This is a genomic window from Xenorhabdus santafensis (assembly GCF_033949405.1).
GTDB classification, from domain to species: domain Bacteria; phylum Pseudomonadota; class Gammaproteobacteria; order Enterobacterales; family Enterobacteriaceae; genus Xenorhabdus; species Xenorhabdus santafensis.
Genome location: NZ_VCDN01000011.1, coordinates 18,534 through 36,420, shown reverse-complemented (window position 1 = coordinate 36,420; position 17,887 = coordinate 18,534). Strand labels below are relative to the sequence as shown.

The 17,887-nt window shown below is 43.4% G+C and carries 18 protein-coding genes and 2 pseudogenes; 15 read left to right on the top strand and 5 right to left on the bottom strand.

All coding sequences use genetic code 11. The annotated features are described in order from the left end of the window. The first annotated feature begins 13 nt into the window (after positions 1 to 13). Together paaX and paaY are read left to right on the top strand one after the other, a co-directional pair. Positions 14 to 955, top strand: coding sequence for a phenylacetic acid degradation operon negative regulatory protein PaaX (gene paaX, locus FE392_RS01840; protein ID WP_319928527.1), 942 nt, complete (start codon positions 14 to 16; stop codon positions 953 to 955). Continuing rightward, on the top strand, positions 936 to 1,532 hold the full coding sequence (paaY, locus tag FE392_RS01835; protein ID WP_319928526.1) for a phenylacetic acid degradation protein PaaY: 597 nt from the start codon (positions 936 to 938) through the stop codon (positions 1,530 to 1,532). Before paaX ends, paaY begins: the two co-directional genes overlap by 20 nt. Before the next feature lie 164 nt (positions 1,533 to 1,696). Here the strand turns inward: paaY and FE392_RS01830 are convergent, their stop codons facing one another. After that, a complete protein-coding gene (locus tag FE392_RS01830) occupies positions 1,697 to 2,236 on the bottom strand; it encodes a hypothetical protein (RefSeq protein ID WP_319928525.1) in 540 nt (179 codons plus the stop codon). A gap of 728 nt (positions 2,237 to 2,964) precedes the next feature. Here FE392_RS01830 and FE392_RS01825 point away from each other — a divergent pair. The 9 genes and pseudogenes from FE392_RS01825 to FE392_RS01785 all read left to right on the top strand — a co-directional run bounded on the left by FE392_RS01825 (position 2,965) and on the right by FE392_RS01785 (position 10,765). Further along, on the top strand, positions 2,965 to 3,507 hold the full coding sequence (locus tag FE392_RS01825) for a dihydrofolate reductase family protein (protein ID WP_319928524.1): 543 nt from the start codon (positions 2,965 to 2,967) through the stop codon (positions 3,505 to 3,507). A gap of 18 nt (positions 3,508 to 3,525) precedes the next feature. After that, complete coding sequence (locus FE392_RS01820; RefSeq protein ID WP_319928523.1) at positions 3,526 to 5,469, top strand: BglG family transcription antiterminator; 1,944 nt, start codon at positions 3,526 to 3,528, stop codon at positions 5,467 to 5,469. Between the two features lie 362 nt (positions 5,470 to 5,831). After that, the gene (locus FE392_RS01815; protein WP_319928714.1) at positions 5,832 to 6,113 is read left to right on the top strand and encodes a transcriptional antiterminator; all 282 of its coding nucleotides are present in this window, start codon (positions 5,832 to 5,834) and stop codon (positions 6,111 to 6,113) included. Between the two features lie 19 nt (positions 6,114 to 6,132). Further along, the gene (locus FE392_RS01810; protein ID WP_319928522.1) at positions 6,133 to 6,582 is read left to right on the top strand and encodes a glycine-rich SFCGS family protein; all 450 of its coding nucleotides are present in this window, start codon (positions 6,133 to 6,135) and stop codon (positions 6,580 to 6,582) included. After that, positions 6,579 to 6,869, top strand: a pseudogene (locus FE392_RS01805) (DUF4312 family protein); the annotation flags it as partial. The gene FE392_RS01810 and the pseudogene FE392_RS01805, both read left to right, overlap by 4 nt. Before the next feature lie 126 nt (positions 6,870 to 6,995). Continuing rightward, positions 6,996 to 7,787, top strand: a complete 792-nt coding sequence (locus tag FE392_RS01800; protein ID WP_319928521.1) for a DUF4311 domain-containing protein — start codon at positions 6,996 to 6,998, stop codon at positions 7,785 to 7,787. Positions 7,788 to 7,789: 2 nt separating this feature from the next. Further along, positions 7,790 to 8,440: a DUF4310 family protein gene (locus tag FE392_RS01795; RefSeq protein ID WP_439153451.1), complete on the top strand. Its 651-nt coding sequence runs from the start codon at positions 7,790 to 7,792 to the stop codon at positions 8,438 to 8,440. Between the two features lie 23 nt (positions 8,441 to 8,463). After that, complete coding sequence (locus FE392_RS01790; RefSeq protein ID WP_319928520.1) at positions 8,464 to 9,660, top strand: amidohydrolase/deacetylase family metallohydrolase; 1,197 nt, start codon at positions 8,464 to 8,466, stop codon at positions 9,658 to 9,660. Next, positions 9,644 to 10,765, top strand: coding sequence for a DgaE family pyridoxal phosphate-dependent ammonia lyase (locus tag FE392_RS01785; RefSeq protein WP_319928519.1), 1,122 nt, complete (start codon positions 9,644 to 9,646; stop codon positions 10,763 to 10,765). The genes FE392_RS01790 and FE392_RS01785 overlap by 17 nt, the downstream gene beginning before the upstream one ends. Positions 10,766 to 10,845: 80 nt before the next feature. On the opposite strand, the gene FE392_RS01780 is transcribed toward FE392_RS01785, so the two are convergent. Then, complete coding sequence (locus FE392_RS01780; protein ID WP_319928518.1) at positions 10,846 to 11,199, bottom strand: winged helix-turn-helix transcriptional regulator; 354 nt, start codon at positions 11,197 to 11,199, stop codon at positions 10,846 to 10,848. Positions 11,200 to 11,298: 99 nt separating this feature from the next. On the opposite strand from FE392_RS01780, the gene FE392_RS01775 reads away from it, so the two are divergent. Then, the gene (locus FE392_RS01775; protein ID WP_319928517.1) at positions 11,299 to 12,300 is read left to right on the top strand and encodes a zinc-binding alcohol dehydrogenase family protein; all 1,002 of its coding nucleotides are present in this window, start codon (positions 11,299 to 11,301) and stop codon (positions 12,298 to 12,300) included. A 259-nt stretch (positions 12,301 to 12,559) separates the two neighbouring features. On the opposite strand, the pseudogene FE392_RS01770 reads toward FE392_RS01775, so the two are convergent. Beyond that, positions 12,560 to 12,679: pseudogene (locus FE392_RS01770) on the bottom strand (type II toxin-antitoxin system HicA family toxin); the annotation flags it as partial. Positions 12,680 to 12,889: 210 nt separating this feature from the next. On the opposite strand from FE392_RS01770, the gene FE392_RS01765 reads away from it, so the two are divergent. From FE392_RS01765 to FE392_RS01755, 3 genes are read left to right on the top strand one after another with little or no spacing between them, the layout of a single operon-like run. Continuing rightward, positions 12,890 to 13,741, top strand: coding sequence for a DUF3100 domain-containing protein (locus FE392_RS01765; RefSeq protein WP_319928516.1), 852 nt, complete (start codon positions 12,890 to 12,892; stop codon positions 13,739 to 13,741). Next, positions 13,741 to 14,190, top strand: coding sequence for a hypothetical protein (locus FE392_RS01760; RefSeq protein WP_319928515.1), 450 nt, complete (start codon positions 13,741 to 13,743; stop codon positions 14,188 to 14,190). Before FE392_RS01765 ends, FE392_RS01760 begins: the two co-directional genes overlap by 1 nt. Continuing rightward, complete coding sequence (locus FE392_RS01755) at positions 14,190 to 15,368, top strand: M20 metallopeptidase family protein (RefSeq protein WP_319928514.1); 1,179 nt, start codon at positions 14,190 to 14,192, stop codon at positions 15,366 to 15,368. Before FE392_RS01760 ends, FE392_RS01755 begins: the two co-directional genes overlap by 1 nt. A 108-nt stretch (positions 15,369 to 15,476) precedes the next feature. On the opposite strand, the gene FE392_RS01750 is transcribed toward FE392_RS01755, so the two are convergent. Both FE392_RS01750 and FE392_RS01745 read right to left on the bottom strand, forming a co-directional pair. Continuing rightward, positions 15,477 to 16,445: a LysR substrate-binding domain-containing protein gene (locus FE392_RS01750; RefSeq protein ID WP_319928513.1), complete on the bottom strand. Its 969-nt coding sequence runs from the start codon at positions 16,443 to 16,445 to the stop codon at positions 15,477 to 15,479. Positions 16,446 to 16,781: 336 nt separating this feature from the next. After that, entirely contained in the window at positions 16,782 to 17,660 is an 879-nt protein-coding gene (locus FE392_RS01745; RefSeq protein WP_319928512.1) for a hypothetical protein, read from the bottom strand. Between the last annotated feature and the right edge of the window lie 227 nt (positions 17,661 to 17,887).

Sequence of the window (17,887 nt, the reverse complement as noted above, 5' to 3'; positions counted from 1 at the left end):
GTTGCAGAAAAATATGACACACAAACTCGATGACTTTATCCGGCATGCCCTTGATGCCCAACCCATTAGCGGGACATCGCTAATCATCTCCCTATATGGGGATGCACTCAGCCACCGAGGCGGCGAAGTTTGGCTTGGCAGCTTAAGTCTTTTGCTGGAACCGATGGGTTTCAGTGATCGTTTTGTGAGGACGTCCGTATTCCGCCTGCAAAAAGAAGGCTGGCTCGAGGTCGAAAAATTAGGCCGACGCAGCTATTACCGCATTACCGAGCAAGGCATGAGCCAGTTTCGTCATGCCGAGGGAAAAATTTACCTCAATGGACAACCCGCCTGGGATGGAAAATGGGATCTGCTGTTATTGGAAAGTACCCCCAAAAACGAGCGCGCCCGCCTGAAAAAAGTGCTGGGCTGGCTTGGGTTCGGTCAACTCAACAGTACACTGATGGCTGCGCCAAGCAGTTCCCAAAGCGATATCCCGGCTTTATTGAGCGAGCTCAACGCCAGCGATTCCGTCATCTACTTCCGTGCTGATTATCCTTACCCCCGTTCAGAGCAGTGCCTGAAAGAACGTGTAGCGCTCAGTTGGGCACTGGATCAGGTATCACAGCATTATCATGAATTTATCGTCACCTTTCGCCCCTTGATGGCCCTGTTACGGGATTGCCATCAAGATGACCTGACACCAGAGCGCTGTTTCCAACTGCGTTTGTTACTGATCCACTTTTACCGGCGCGTGGTGTTGCGTGATCCTCTGCTGCCAGATGCCTTGCTGCCCGCACAATGGGAAGGGCAAATCGCCCGTAACTTGTGTATAAATATTTATCAGCACATTGATCTTGGGGCTACGCGCTACGTCAGCGAACGCTGTGAAACGACCATTGGTCAGTTGCCCCAACCCGCCGCGGTTTACTACCAACGTTTTGGAGGAATAAATCATGCCAATCTATCAGATTGACGACCTGACCCCAGTTATTGACCCAAGCAGCTATGTTCACCCTACTGCCGTTTTAGTCGGTGACGTCATTATCGGCAAGCATGTCTATATCGGCCCTAATGCTAGCCTGCGCGGAGATTTCGGGCGTCTGGTGATAAAAGAGGGTTCTAACATTCAGGATAACTGTGTAATACACGGTTATCCCCAGCAAGATACAATCGTTGAAGAAAATGGGCACATCGGACATGGGGCAATCCTGCATGCCTGCCAGATCCGCCGCAACGTACTGATTGGCATGAACTCAGTAATTATGGATGGGGCAGAAATTGGCGAAAATTGCATTGTCGGTGCCATGGCGTTTATCAAGGCTGAAGCGAAATTCGAGGCCAATAAACTGATAATCGGCTCTCCCGCCCGTGTCCTGCGTGATTTGTCAGAGCAAGAGCTGGAATGGAAACGCGTCAGTACCCGTGAATACCATACGCTCGTAACACGCTGCAAAGAAACACTGAAAGAAGTTGAACCGCTGACAGAGATTGAGCCTGACCGCAAACGCTTGGTCTTTAGCCAAGATTTTGTGCCGAAAAATAAGCTGTAATGTCTTAAAGAATGACACCGTGTTGAAAAAATTAAGTCTTTCGACAATGCCCGTAGCTCACGGGCAGGCTTTCTATTGTTTAATCTTTAATGGATTATCCTTGAATTATTTAATATTGATTTATTTAATATAAAATTATTTCAGCTTAGGTTATTCAAATAAAATTATTCAATATTCAGCACTTCCGCTGGTGTGATCGTGATTTTCTGCCCATACCGCTCGCAGTCATCAATCACTTGCATCACCCCTTCTTTCGCCCATAAAAATTGCTCTCCCTCTATTTCCTTATAAGGAACAACTGATTCATTGATATCAATAAAGGGTTTACTAAATATTATAGCCTTGTAACGGTTTTCCACTTTTTCATCAGGTAAATCCCAATCAATCAAATAATTAGCGTTTTCCCAAAATACAATAACGCTTTTATGTTCCTTATGTTCTTTTGTTGCATTCCATTTATAACCGATAAGGCAGTATTTATTATTTACATTCTTAAATTCAAACAAGCCAATAATATAACTAAATGAAATTAAATAACCATCTCTATATTTTTTGACATTCAACGGGTTAAAATGGCTGTCAGGTTTTTTATTATAGATGCCCCAGCCGCCTTTTTTCTCCCAAGCGCTGAAACTCAGATCACTTTGCTGTGAAAAAGCAGTCGTAGAAAATGAAGTCAAAAAAATAAAAAATAAAAGTCTCATACATGATCTCTTATCTAAGATAACTATACCTTTCGTCTTTCAAGTTGCCTCTTTGTTGGCGTGCTCATTCACTCCGGTCATCATTTTTATAAACATACGGTATCTATGTTCCGGGGGTGACTGAGCAGTTCCTGCCCTTTGACCTCTAGCCAGCCTTTGGACGGGCAAGTTCGTTCCCGACAAATCTGTTATTCCCTTGCCGCCTCGATGCAACTTGAAACCCATTGGGTATATCAGAAAAACTATAGGTTTTTTGAGCCTGCGATAAAAACACACTCATGCAATAAATTTTTTGAAGAGATAACGACTTTATAATAGAAAAATTCTATAAATAAATACGATTATTGTCGAGTGAGTCACATCCTATTTTTGAACATTAAATGAATATTGTTTTATATTATGCTACCAAATATAAATGTTAACTAAATTACCAAAAACTACAACACTTAAAAATTACAATACTTAAATCATGAGAAAGTCACCACAAGAAACAAATAATAATTAATACACAATATAATTTTGTTATCCTAACTCCCCGAATAAATACAAATGTTTTTTTATTTTCTCTTTCTCCTCTTTCTTTTTTTGGGAGAGATAACGTAAAAAGACAGAATGTTTTTTCTCTTCTTGGTATAGTCATAAATTAGCTTACGTGTATTACTTTTATCCAATCAAGTATCACAATCCCCCTGATTGGCCCTACGTATAAAATAAAATAAGGAAAAAATATGTCAAAACTCATTTATTATGTCGCCGCTACAATGGATGGTTACATTGCTACTGAAAACCATGAGTTAGACTGGCTATATGCATCTCCACTGGGTAATGACGCCACTCCTTATGAGGAATTTTATAAAAATATTGGTGCCGCCATTATGGGGGCAGGAACCTACGAGTGGATTATGAAGAATGCCGCAGGTGAATGGCCATACCAAAACATTCCCTCTTTTATTCTTTCATCGAGAAACTTAAGTATTCCAGCCAATATTGATGCCACCATCACTCAAGGCCACCCCAAAGAGATTGCCGCTAAAGCAAGGGACGCCGCCAAAGGCAAAGATGTTTGGGTGATTGGCGGAGGGAAAACCGCTGCCAATTTTGCCGACGCAGGGGAGTTACAGCAACTGTTTATCACCAGTATTCCTGTATTCTTAGGAGCAGGCATCCCTCTCCTGCCTGTTAGCCAAGCTATCCATGCTGTCCCGGCTCAACGACGTTTTTTACGCAGTGGCGCCATTGAAATGATCATCGATATCAAAACAGAAAAATAACCGCGTCAGGAAATCCACATGGCTCTGTTTCCCTATCCGCGCCTTGCCCAACTCTTTGAGGTGATTCAGGCTGAAAGATTGCCGCAAGATGAGCTGGCAAAGCGCTTTAGTGTCTCCAGCCGTACCATTCGCACGGATATCAGTACACTAAATGATGTCCTGCATCTTTATGGGGCAAAGATCGCTTATAAACGCGGGAAAGGTTACGCTCTCCATATTGATGATCACTTGCTGTTTTCCTCCCTGCCAAAACAGCAGAACGTGATCCAGACGATCCCCCGCACTGCGCGCGATCGTGTTGATGCATTGCTGCTGAAATTATTGCTGGCAACCCATCCCATCAAACTGGATGATATCGCCGAGGCGTGGTGCATCAGCCGTGGTACGCTACAGCATGATATGGGCACAATACGTGAAATATTCAGCCAATATTCCCTGCGGCTGGAAAGCATTCCCCGCTTGGGCACTCGGCTGAATGGTGACGAACGTTTGATTCGGGCCTGTCTGACAGACACGTTGTTGCATCAATTGTTGCACCACAATGCAAAGGGAATGGAGCTGCCATCGCATCCATTCAATATGGGTGTGCTCGCCCATATCGATCTGGCTGCTATTGCAGAAATCCTGCAAAACAGCCTTAGTCGGTTGAATATCCAGCTTACCGATGAAGGGCACCAATATTTGGTATTCAACTGTGCGGTGTCTCTGCTCCGCCTTTGTCAGTCTCGTCCAATGGCATATAACCCGCTTGATCAGCCAGATAACGTCATACAGCAGGCGAGCGAGGAAATCTCGGCAGCGCTGGCTGCTTTTTTAGATAGTGAGATGCCGCTGGCAGAAATCCACTATCTCGCCACGCAAATCGCGGCACAACGTATTCCCCAACATGACGACCCGGTTTGCAGGATGCGTGAAAGTCTGGGTTGGGTTGATAAAATACTCAATGATATCAATGAGTCATATAACTATGATTTACGCCATGACAACCAGTTGAGAAATGATCTGGCCGCACATTTAAGTTTGTTAATCAGCCGGTTGCAGCATCAAATCAGCTCAAAAAACCCGTTGTTGGCGGATATCAGGCAATATCATCCCTTCGCCTATGAAATCACTGTCAGCGCACTGGCCCGCATTGAAGACCAGCTTCCCGGCGTCATTAATGAAAACGAACTGGGATATCTGGCTGTGCATATCGCTGTTGGGCTGGAGCGCCATTACGGCACAGGCCACAAGCGCGCGATTCCTGTCTTGCTTGTCTCCGATGCCGGCAACGCAATACGCAGGATGATTGAAGCGCAAGTGGCCCGCCAATTTCCGCAACTCAAGATCCAACGCGCTCTGTCGTTCCATGAATATAATAAACTGGCTTATGTCGAGGAAAACTTCGTTATTACAACCCTGCCCCTTTCCGATAAAAATAAGCCCATCACCAGAATTTCCCCGTTTCCTACCCCTTATCAGTTAGAACTAGTTGGGAAACTGACACTGGCAGACCAATCACGTGCTTATATTCTGGAGCGTTTCTTTGACCATCGTTATTTTATGGTGATCAAGGAAGAAATAACGCAATCAGCCCTGTTCAAAAAAGTCTGCCGAAAATTACAGTTGGGTGGTTATATTCACGATGATTTCTACCCCTCGTTAATTGAACGGGAATCCATTGTCTCTACTTTGCTGGGAGAGAATATTGCCCTGCCGCATACGCTGGGATTACTGGCACTCAAAACAGTTGTTGTGACTATCCTCGCCCCCAAGGGCGTCGAATGGAATAAGGAAACCAGAGAACGAGCCAATGTCATTTTTCTGCTCGCAATCAGCAAAGAAGATTATGAAGAAGCCATGTCGATTTACGACCTGTTTGTGACATTTATCAGGGAAAAAGCCACTAAAAGGTTGCTGCACAGCCGAAATTTCGATGATTTTCAGTTAATCGCTAAAGACAGCCTTGGCAGAGCCAGATAGCGTTTATCAAAAGAATGCACGTTGGTTTAATGTGACCGCATTCAAAGGATCAGAAAATTACATTGTTCTATTTTTACTCATTTTTACACTTAAAAACCTCACAATTACGCATGTCTCCCCCCTATTTTTAATTGATTTCCACTTTGAAACGGAAATTAGTTTGCTCCAAAACCAGAAATAAAATCGATAAGGTGATTTCAGCAAACAAAACGGCATTTGTTTGCGGCACTGCGTGATTTGTCGCGATCAATTTGACTGAGAGGTTTTTTATGAATAACTCCTCCATACGTTTCAATATGACGAAAGCCACTGTTGATCACATCTCTGATCACTCAACTGATCACAAAATTGATCCCGATACGATGAGCCAAGAGTTGCTTACGCTTATCGACAAATGGCTGGCGGCAGAAGGCGCCTATACCACACCAACCCAGCAACAGATGCTGGCATCCCATGTTAAAGCAATGGTTATGAGAGCCAAGACCGGAGAATCCTTACCGGAAGTGGATCTTTCTCTGTTTGATGAGATATCTCCGGAGTCCATAAAACTGGCGGCACAAGTCGTTGAAATTCTGCCTGAACTAGCTGTTGAAGAGGTTTATTTGCTGTCAGTACATTTTGAAATTGCGCGTTCCAATCCTTAATGATGTGGAGGCAGAATCTATGGGCAACAAACTGTTTGTTAAAGAGCGATCCATTCAAGAGCAATCTATCCAAAAACAACCTGTTGATAAGCAACCTGCCAATAAACAAGTTGTCGTCGTTATTGGGGATCGATTGGGCAAGGGGCAAAACGTTGCTGCCGGCATTGAAGCTGCGGGCGGCAAAGCAATTGTGATTCCGGGCATGGCGGCAGATATGAAACTGGGTGATGTGATGCACCAAGAACAAGCCGATATCGGGATCTCGTTTTGTGGCAGCGGTGGCGCAGGTGCTATCACGGCACAGAATAAATATGGCTATTCCGTCCGTCATGGCATGCGCTCCATCGAAGAAGGCGAAACGGCAATCCGTGAAAGCTGTACTGTGCTCGGATTTGGTTTTATGGACAAAGCCGAACTGGGTGAGCGCCTTGTGCGTGCCTTCATGAAAAAACGGAGCGAAACATCATGAAAGAATCATTTGAAACCTCCGTACGAGTCAGCGGTTCCGGTGATTCACGCCAGAAGGCCATCGCTGATGCTTTAAATTCAGTGCAACGCACGGTATTGCAAGGAACTTCCCACATTATCCTGCGCATTGAACCGAAAGATATTTCCATCGTCAGCGCTGTTTGCAAAGTGACAACCGAAAAATTCCTGTTCTTTTTTCTGCCTCGTCGGCGTGAACACTATTCCGTCGTATTGGACGTTGACGTCAGCGTCACTTCACTGGATGTTCAGGCGATCTCTTTCGAAGAATCTGTTTCATCCGATCCCTCTGTTTTACCCAAACCACTTGCTTCATCCAAATCATCTGTTTTATCCGAACAGGGCCACGCCGAAAAAAAATATTATTCCGGCAAGCCATGATAGGGAGGAAAAATAATGAATACTGCTGCCTCTTTTGTCGAAATACTGGGCATGTCTTTGATTATCGGAGGGCTGTGTGGTTTTGGCCTCGGAGCCGGAGCGGCACGAATGTTCCACGCCCCGACCGTTCAGGGCATGGGGGCATTTCGTACGTTAGGCGAACTTAATGCCTGTGAAGGCGATCCCGCTTCCCACTTCTCTTTTGGTCTTGGTTTTTTCTTTAACGCTTGGGCGTCATCCGTCGCCGTAGGGGCATTCACTCAGGATGTAGATCACCGCATCATTCCCAACTGGGGTGCCGCCGTTTTGATGCTCAAAAACCGCAACGTCGCGGAAACGCTGCATAACCCGAAAAAAATGGCGATTGCCTGCGGGGTAATCGGAGCGCTGGTGGTGGCATTCTTGAATACCACTGCGTCCGCCGTGCCTGCTGCTTTACAAACCACTGCCGCTCATGTGCTTGTCCCCGCCGCCAATTTGCTGGTCAATACGGTCATGCCTGTACTGTTCTGGCTCGCCGCAATCGATGCCGGGCGCCGTTCCGGTTTCTGGGCCACCCTGTTTGGTGGCTGTGCCCAGCTTATCATGGGCAATGCCATTCCCGGCTTGGTGCTGGGGATCCTGATAGGCAAAGGCGTCGATGACAGCGGCTGGAATAAAATCACCCTGACCATGCTGGTCGCTGTCGTTTTACTGTTCATCCTCAGCGGCTTCTTCCGTGAATTCGATCTGAAACTCCTGCAATCCTTCATGCTGGATGCACCAAACTGGCTGCACCGTATCCATCAAATTATAAGCGGGAAATAATCATGAATAATGAACTGAAACAACACGATTTTTGGTACGCCGAGTGGACGTTTCCCCTGTTTGTCGGCCTGTTGTCTGCGGGAATTTTTGCTGGCACACATATGTATGTGGTGTATGGATTTGGCGCATTCAATGAAGTGGCGTTTGTCGCCATGCTGCGCTCCGGCATCGATACGGGTGTTTATGGCGCTGTTGCCGCATTCGGTGCCAGTTTTCTGTTTGCCCGTGTTGTTGAAGGGTCGCTGGTCGGGATCCTTGATATCGGGGGAGCACTGCAAACTGGCGTTGGCTTGGGCATTCCTGCGCTACTGCTGGCGGGTGGCTTTGATTTTCTGGTCACGAATTTCTGGGCATCGCTTCTCACAGGCATGCTGCTGGGGGTAGCCATTGGCCTGATTATTATCTTCACCCGTAAGTTCACAGTAGCACAGGGCAATTCCACCTTCGGTGCCGATGTCATGATGGGTGCAGGAAATGCCTCTGGCCGCTTCCTCGGCCCCCTTATCATTCTGGCGGCAATGGCGGCATCCATCCCAATCGGCCTTGGCTCTTTGGCTGGCGCACTACTGTTTTATCTGTGGAGAAAGCCCGTAGCGGGCGGAGCAATTCTGGGAGCGATGGTACTCGGCTACTTTTTCCCTGTCGCAGCATAACTCATATCAAAGGCAGGTATCTCATGAATGACCTAATTATCAAACAAGGCAAACTCATCAATGGGACTATCGTTGATCTTGTCATCAATGATGGAAAAATCACCGCCATTGGCCCTTTCGCAGCGACGGGCCAAAACTCTATCAAGGAAATTGATTTACATGGACACTATCACATCAGCGCCGGATGGATAGATGCCCACACCCATTGTTACCCACAATCCCCTCTCTATTTTGACGAACCGGATTTGATTGGTATAGCCAGTGGCGTCACCACGGTGGTGGATGCCGGCAGTGCCGGAGCTGATAATATCGACCATTTTTATGCTGTGTCACGCAAGGCCAAAACCCAAGTTTATGCCTTTTTGAATATCGCCCGCACAGGTATCAGCAGCCAAAATGAGCTGGCTGACATGAACAGCATTGACAATGAACAATTGCAAGATGCGGTCAGACGACACAAAGGCTTTGTCATCGGGCTAAAAGCACGCATGAGTAAAAGCGTCATTGGCGGAAATGGGCTTTTGCCCCTGCTGAAAGCCAAAATCATGCAGAAAGCGAACGGATTGCCACTGATGGTACATATTGGCAATCCCCCTCCCAATCTGGACGCAATGGTCGAGCAGCTGACCAAGGGCGATATCATTACCCACTGTTTTAATGGCAAGCCAAACCGCATTCTTGACGCTACCGGCAAGCTAAAACTCGCAGTCCAAGACGCGTTGGCCCGGGGGGTGATTTTGGATGTGGGTCATGGGACGGAGAGCCTCAGTTTTTCCGTTGCAGAACAAGCCATCAAATTCGGCGCCCACCCCCATATGATCAGTTCCGATATCTATCAAAGAAACCGGGTTGGCGGGCCGGTCTACAGCCTTGCCAGTGTCATGACGAAATTCCTCAACTTGGGGCTTCCTGCTGAATACATTCTAAATTGTGTAACAATCAACGCGGCGAATTTGCTGCATCTGCCACAAAAAGGACGATTGGAACGGGGATGTGACGCCGATATCACGATATTTGAACTCAAAGACCAACGTATCGAGCTTGTCGATGCGGAAGGGCAAGTCAGAATCGGCTCGCAGCAATTTATCCCCGTTGCGGCCATTGTCTCCGGTACTCATATCACCATGACAGACGCCGTGACAAAAAACACCGCAGCAATAGATCTGACTGTCAGAAATACAGCTGTGGAAAGGAGTGCTATCAATGACCTCTCTCAATGAGAAATACCAATTGCGCCAAGTGATCAATGCAGCCGGGCGTATGACGGCGCTGGGTGTTTCAACGCCTGCCGAACCGGTTATCAATCAAGTCACGGAAGGATTGAAACACTATTTTGAGATGGACGACTTGGTAGAAAAAACCGGTGACTACATCGCCCGGTTACTTGATGCAGAAAGTGCTGTTGTTGTGTCTTGTGCCTCTGCGGGAATAGCCCAATCCGTTGCGGCGGTGATCTGCCAAGATAATGATGAACGGTTGCTCAACCCCTATTCAGAACCAACAATTCCTCGTGACATCATTCTGCCCAAGGGGCATAACGTCAATTTTGGCGCGCCTGTTGAAACCATGATTACATTGGGAGGCGGTAAAGTCGTTGAGGCGGGTTTTGCCAATGAATGCAGTGCCAAGCACATTGCCAATAAAATCTCACCACAAACCGCTGCGATCCTCTATATCAAATCACACCATGCCGTCCAAAAAAGCATGCTGACTGTAGCGGAAGCTGCTCAGGTTGCACAGACACATCATGTACCCTTGATAGTGGATGCCGCCGCCGAAGAGGATTTAACCCTCTATTATCAGCAAGGGGCTGACTTGGTTATCTACAGCGGGGCAAAAGCCATCGAAGGGCCTACCAGCGGCTTGGTGATGGGCAAGCAACCTTATGTTAATTGGGTTAAACGGCAGCGTTACGGGATCGGGCGTGCCATGAAGATCGGCAAAGAAGGCATTCTCGGCCTGACATTGGCTATCGAAAACTATCTTCATCAAACGAAAGAAACAGGTGCTGAGATGGCTGCAAGAATGGCACCATTCATTGAGATATTGAACCGTATTGCCGGAGTTTCCGCTAAAGTTGTCTGGGACAGTGCAGGCCGCGATATCGCCCGAACAGAAATGACTTTTGATGAACGGTTAATCGGCGCAAACACATTCGATATTCTGGCACAACTCCGGCAAGGAAAAATTGCCATTTACTTCCGGGAATATAAAGCGAATGAAGGAAAAATCGAAGCTGATATACGCAGTGTGACATCGGCTCAACTTCATACAATTGCAGGGGAAATCAAGCGAGTACTCGGTGTTTTTTACGATAGGAAATAACGCGTTTTGACGGCTCGAATAGTTTTGTCAGTTAAAAGCTTAAGCGCTGAGTCGCTTAAGCTACATGATGTTGAATACAGCTAAATTGGTTTTCCATACAAACTTATATTTTTATCTCCCCATTCCTTTAAAGCAGTAAGAATAGGCGTTAATGAAATACCTAGATCTGAGAGCCGATATTCAACTTTCGGAGGAACTTGCGCATAGACTTTTCTGATAATAATTTTATCTTCTTCAAGTTCACGTAATTGGCGGGTCAGCACTTTTTGTGTCACTGCCGGAATTTTCTTTTTCAGTTCGCTAAACCTCAATACATCATCACAGAGTAGATGCCAAAGAATAATACTTTTCCACTTACCTTCAAGTAACCCAATTGCCGCCTCCACAGAACATCCGGGAGTGCAATTAAAGCGAGAATGTTTAAGTTTGCCCATTGCAATAGTATCCTTTTGGTCACTATATGACTAATTTGTCGGTATAACTTATTTTGGAATATTAGTTAAACTAAAAAAACAAAACAAGAGGATAAGCCGATGAAAGCAATATCATATATAACCAGTATTGATAATACGTTTAAAAACCCATTAATTGATATTGAAAAAGCACAACCCAATTTGAAAGAACGTGATGTTCTTGTGAAAGTCCAAGCAATATCTGTCAATCCGGTAGACACTAAAGTAAGAAGGGGTGATATTCCCTTAGATAAATTACATATTTTGGGATGGGATGCTGTAGGTGAAATTGTTGCGGTCGGCATTAACGTAAAACATTTTAAAGTCGGCGATCAAGTTTGGTACGCTGGAGACTTAACCCGAGATGGGAGCTATGCAGAATTTCAAGCGGTAGATGAAAGAATTATTAGTCTTAAACCTAAGACAATCTCTAATGCAGAAGCAGCAGCATTACCTTTAACAGCAATAACGGCATGGGAAGTGTTATTTGACCGTTTCAATATATCCGCAGAGCAATCAGGGAATATTTTAATTATTGGCGGGGCTGGCGGTGTAGGCTCTATTGCTATTCAACTGCTAAAAGCAAAAACAAATCTCACTGTTATTGCCACAGCATCCAGAGAAGAAACGAAATCTTGGGTTAAATCACTGGGCGCGGATTATGTCATTGATCATACTAAAGATCTCAATGCGCAGATTAAATCATTACAGCTAGAACAACCAAAATACGTATTTTCAACCAATCATACAGAAACTTATGTTAAGCAAATTGTCGCACTGATTGCCCCTCAAGGAAAATTAAGCCTAATCGACGATCCGGCATTATTTGATATTATGCCATTTAAGAGAAAATCTATCTCTGTGCATTGGGAATCCATGTTCACGCGTTCCATGTTTGAAACTGATGATATTGAAATGCAGAAAAATCTCTTACAAGAAGTCGCGCAACTTGTAGATGATAGAAAAATTAGAAGCACATTGAATCAGAACCTGGGAAAAATAAATACTGAAAATTTAATGTATGCACATAAGTTGATTGAATCCGGCAAAGCAAAAGGGAAAATTGTTTTAGAAGGTTTCTAATACAATATTTAAAAAATATAAAAATCATATATGGGCACTTCAATAGTTGCAATATTCGTATCCAACATTGATATAAAACTTGTAAATAACTTTGTGTATTTGCCCTCTGATTAAAGGTGACCGATTAATCGGTCACCGAATGCAATCGTCAAATAAATTACCGTCTCGTTTCCCTCGTAACTCACTTTAATACATAGACTTCCTGTTTAGCGCGCTTCTAACCAGCCGGGATAACGTAAAGTGAATGATTTTATTACCTTTAATCATAATCTAATCCTATTACATTTTCGAACCACTCACGCAAGCCATTTACCGCCCTTTTATCCATGACATTACCGGGATGTGGCTGGTGAGTTTGGTAAACAGTCCCCAGCAAAAAATCAATAATTATAAAAAAAAAAGAAATAAAGCACACTCAACCTAATATAAATAAATATCATAATTTTGGAAATTAAAATTAACCATTCATTACAATACCTATTTTTCATGAAGCATGAAAAATAGGTATGAAACAAACATGACGCTCATCACACTAAATCCCATCCCCTTAAATAGAATAAACTTCACATCTGATAACACGGAGGGGAAAATGGGAAATCAAGTAGAAGTAGGGAGTCAAGTAAAAGAAAATAGAAGTCAGATAAATGTTTTCTTTATCAGTATCGCTGCCGCTTTATTTTTAATTTTCATATCTCAATATGTTATTGGTAAAAAAGAAATAAAAATGGGCAGTGCCATTATTCCAATATTGCCGATGTTATTTGCAGTGATCATTGGCATGATTTTATCGGCAGAATTGACCCGTAACAAATTAAAATTATGGGGGAAATACTTTACCAAAAAAGAAGAGGATTTCTGCGGCAAAATGGTCGGCATTGGCTTGTTGGTATTGGGAACCCAGTATGCTGGCATGATTATTCCCAATATTAAAATGATATTGAGTGTCGGTATTCCCTTGTTTATTCAGGAGATTGGTAACTTATTGACGGTATTTATCGCTATTCCTCTGGCAATTAAATTTGGTTTTGGCCGCCGGGCCATCGGCGCGGGTTCTTCCATCAGTCGTGAGCCTTCAATTGCCGTCATTCAAGGAAAATTCGGTACCGGCTCACAGGAATATATTGGCGTGCTGGCAATTTATTTATGTGGTTCGGTTATTGGCACAGTTTGGTTCAGCATACTCGGCAGCCTTGCTCCTCTGACCGGCCTTCACCCGCTGGCGTTGGCAGCAGGTTCCGGTGTTGGTTCAGGTTCCATGCTGAGTGCTGCATCCGGTGCACTGATCCACGGGTTGGATGAAGTCATGGCGCAACAGGTCTTGAGTGTCGCCGCCGCATCTAATTTGCTATCGTCAGCGCTGGGGGCGTTGTCTCTTACCTATCTTGGCCTGCCTCTTTCGGAAAAAATTTACAAAATTTCCACTAAAGAGGCTGTCGCATAATGAAAAATATCGTTATTGATATGAAGCTGGCTTTTATGGCGATATTACTCGCCATGTTTACCCAAACACTAACATCAGGGATTCTCATCTATCATATGTGGGATAGTTTTATCGCTATGTCCCTCATCATATTTCTCTCTCTTGTGGCAAAACATTATTTGCCTTCATCATTGCCAGCATTTGCTTATGCCACGATTATCGGCATTTTGATTTGCCTGCCGGAAACAGCAATAAGAACGTTTTTTCTCCATTCCATTGGTAAAGTCTCGTTTTTATCCTGTTGTGTCCCTCTGCTGGCATTTGCTGGTTTATCTGTCGGCGGACAGTTGGAGGAATTGAAAAAAATGTCCTGGAAAGTCATCGTCATTTTTATGGTTGTCTCCACCTGCTGCTTCTTCGGTGCTTCTCTCGTTGCTCAAATTGGATTCAGCATAAAAGGGGTAATTTAGTGAACAATCAATATAACGTCAGTGAAAAATTGTTTGAATTGAGTGAGTTCAGTAAAAAAACGCGGCAGGATTTACATAAGATCCCCGAATTATCCGGCCAGGAATTTAAAACGTCCCGTTACTGCCGTGATTTAATGACGAGTTTTGGCTATACCATTACGGACTATAAAGGCTATACCGGATTTATTGCTGATTTATTCGTTGATCCAGAAAAACCCCTGATTGCATTCCGGGCTGATATGGATGCCCTCGCCATGCCCGATATGACCAGCGATGAGCACACCTCTGTGCATGAAGGATGTGCCCATAATTGTGGTCATGATACCCATATGACTATCGCCCTGACCACGGCCAATTATTTATCATTGTACCGGCATGAACTGAGTGCAAACGTGCGCTTTATCTTCCAGATGGCAGAAGAAGATATGCGCGTTCCGGGAGCGGATAAGATGGTTGAGTTGGGTTGTATGGAGGGTGTGGATGAAGTGTATGCCTTGCATAATAACGGAGCGCAAGACACCGGGCACATCAGTTTCAATACAGGGATAATGACATCATGGGGTTCAACATGGACGCTGGATGTCCATGGTATTTCAGCCCATGGTTCCACTCCCCAAAAAGGCTTGGATGCCATTCGTGAAACTTGCCGCATCATCGATTACATGGATTATATCGTCGCCAAAAAAACTGACCCTTCCAGCCCTGCTGTATTTAGTTGTGGCATGGTTCAAGGCGGAACGATCCCCAATGCCGTGGCTGACCATGCGCAGGCGCGGGGAACAATTCGAGCTATGGATAAAGAAACTGATCAAATCCTGAAAAACAGTTTTAAGGAAATCATCGCCTGTAGTGAAATCAGGGGTTTTAAAACGACCATTGTTTATGACAGTTATCCAGCAATAGAAAATCATCCACTGGCACATGACCGTATTTTGGAAGCAGCCGCTAAATTTCTGCCGCTTGAAAATATTGAGTCCAATTGTGCTCCAATGACGGGAAGCGAGGATTTCAGTTATATGATAAACGCCACCAAAGACCGCGTTGGCCTGATGTTCTTCCTCGGCAGTGGCAATAAAGCGAAAGGAATCGATAATTACCTGCATGCTAACCCTTACTTTATTGACGACGATTGTCTGCTGGTCGGCGCTCAAATTTTTATCAATCTTGCGACACGGTAATTATTCTCGGTGTCCGGCAAAGGCAATATAAACCGGACACCGAGTTACTCTTTATGATTCTTTCTATTGTGTAAGAAAGTCAGGTCAATTATAAAAATCAGGCGGATATCAAAGAAGCGGTAGACTATTCAACACGGATTGGCTGCAATCAACCTGCTGCCACCGTTCACAAAGTTGAATTGTATTCTTATCTAAGTGTGGGGCATATAACAGGATAAAGTCATACATGTAATTTTTCAGATATTCACGCTTATTCATACAAACATAAGTGAAACTAGCTGGAAATAAGTGATCGACATTAATAATATCCAATTTTTCCATATCTTCCTCATCCAGCGCTGCTGTTGCTATCACTCCGACACCAAGCCCCTGCCGAACATAATGCTTGATAATCTCTGTATCAGTTGCGGTCAATACCACTTTTGGTATAACACCACTTTGGTAGAATACGGTGTGTAACGTTGAATCATCCATAAAAGCAAACACATAAGTAATCAATGGGTAACTTGCCAATTCTTCAATGGTGATGCTTTCCAAATCTGTCAGAGGATGATTTTTAGGCACAACAACACTGCGCGTCCAGCGATAGCACGGCAAGGTTAACAAGTCTGAATAAAAATGCATGGATTCAGTGGCTATTGCAAAATCCACATCACCATGTCTTACCATATCCGCAAGCTGTGCGGGCGTTCCCTGATGAAAATGTATGGAAGCATGTGGATATATCTCCCTGAATTGATCCACAACCCGCGGTAATTTATAACGGATGTGCGTATGTGTTGTCGCAACATGTAAATTAATCACCTGCTCCTGCTCTTCTTCTGCCACCACGTTTTTTATCTTCTCAACCTGAGCAATAACATTACTGGCAATTTGGTGTACCTGCTTACCTATCGGGCTCAACGCCAATAAGCTATTATTTTTCCTGATAAATAAAGATACATTCAACTCTTCTTCCAAAAACTTAATTTGTTTACTGATTGTAGGCTGTGAGGTATACAGCTTTTCTGCCGTATTGGTAATATTGAAGTTATTTTTCACTATCTCAACAAAACTTTTTAATTGATTGAAATTCATGGCTCACAATATCCTAATATTAATTTTTATCGTTAAAGGAAAAGGTAAATAGCCATATCCATCTCAATTGAAACCCTACAACCCAAAAGTATTAATTTTTTTCTTGTCAGAAAACAAGATAAATATGGCACACCTAAAATTCAAGATGAATAAACCATATATCGCCAGTTGATTTTTAAGTTTTAGTAAGAATTGCGAGCTGGTTTGAGATTTGTAAAAAATAATGTAATTCAAACAGCCACCACCCCATGTATAAAAGGATTGATGGCTGTTTTCCTATAAAACATTTTAGATGGGAGTAAAAATTTAATGCACTTCTAATAAAATTAATTAATCTCAAAGACAAGGATGTATATATTCATATTCTCCTTCAAGGAATCCTGCCACTATCGGCACTCTAACCTCAGGGCGATATAGTCCGTTGATAATGAGGTTAATTCCATCATCACTGTGGGTGGAAAGAAGTTTTTTTCTATCATCTTCATTATCCAAATTACGGATATCAATGAGAATAGAATACAATAATCCATTAATGCAATTTTCAAACCCTGAGAAAGAGCTATTTCCTCTTTGCATCTTCCTACGCGTAAGTTGTTCTTTTGATTCCTGACTAATGTCAATATCATCGAGCAACCTTTTATTGCCATTAATCTTATACAAATGCATGGAAGGAACGAGATGATCAAACAACACCATAGAAGAATGAATGAAGGAAGATTTATTTCCAGAATATCTAATGCGATAAAGATGATTACCAAATTTACTTTTACTTTTCTTGAGTTCTTTACCCACCTCAAGTGAAAAATAGACATAATAGTGATTGCCTAAATTTTCTATATCCAAATTTGTTGAGTTTCTGTTATTAAATAGAATGTCTGTCTTATCCAGTCTAGCCCTTGATAAAAGGGTTAATGATTTTTTAGTTTCATTTATAAGATTTCTGTCGCTGGCATGAACAATATAAAACTCTTTTGACTTAAAGATTTTTTCAAAAATCGATTCTTCTTGATTGAGCACTCCTAACTTTATTTTTAAATCTTGCGCGATCGTTCTCATATTTGCATGTAAGTCTGGATAACCACGGCCGCCGCTGAACTTATGAAAATCATATATCGTGTCTTTTGAGTTTTCTTCGGCTTGCCGGATCATCGTATCACGCATTTTATCAATGGCATTATTTTCAATAACGCCGGCGAATGCGACTTTTAAATTCATTAACAACAGCAATTTTTCTTTCTATTTCAGTCATATTCCTCATGATTTACCTCATTTCTTCTTATCTATAAAGATAAATAAATCATATTGCTCTTTAGTTAATTCGTTTACGCTTTCGTACTTCAAGATGTATTAATTAGCTCCTTGTATCGCGGGGGAACGGCTTTCCGAAAATTACAGTTTTAGGGTATATACGCAAGGCATACTGATGTTTATAGTAAAACATT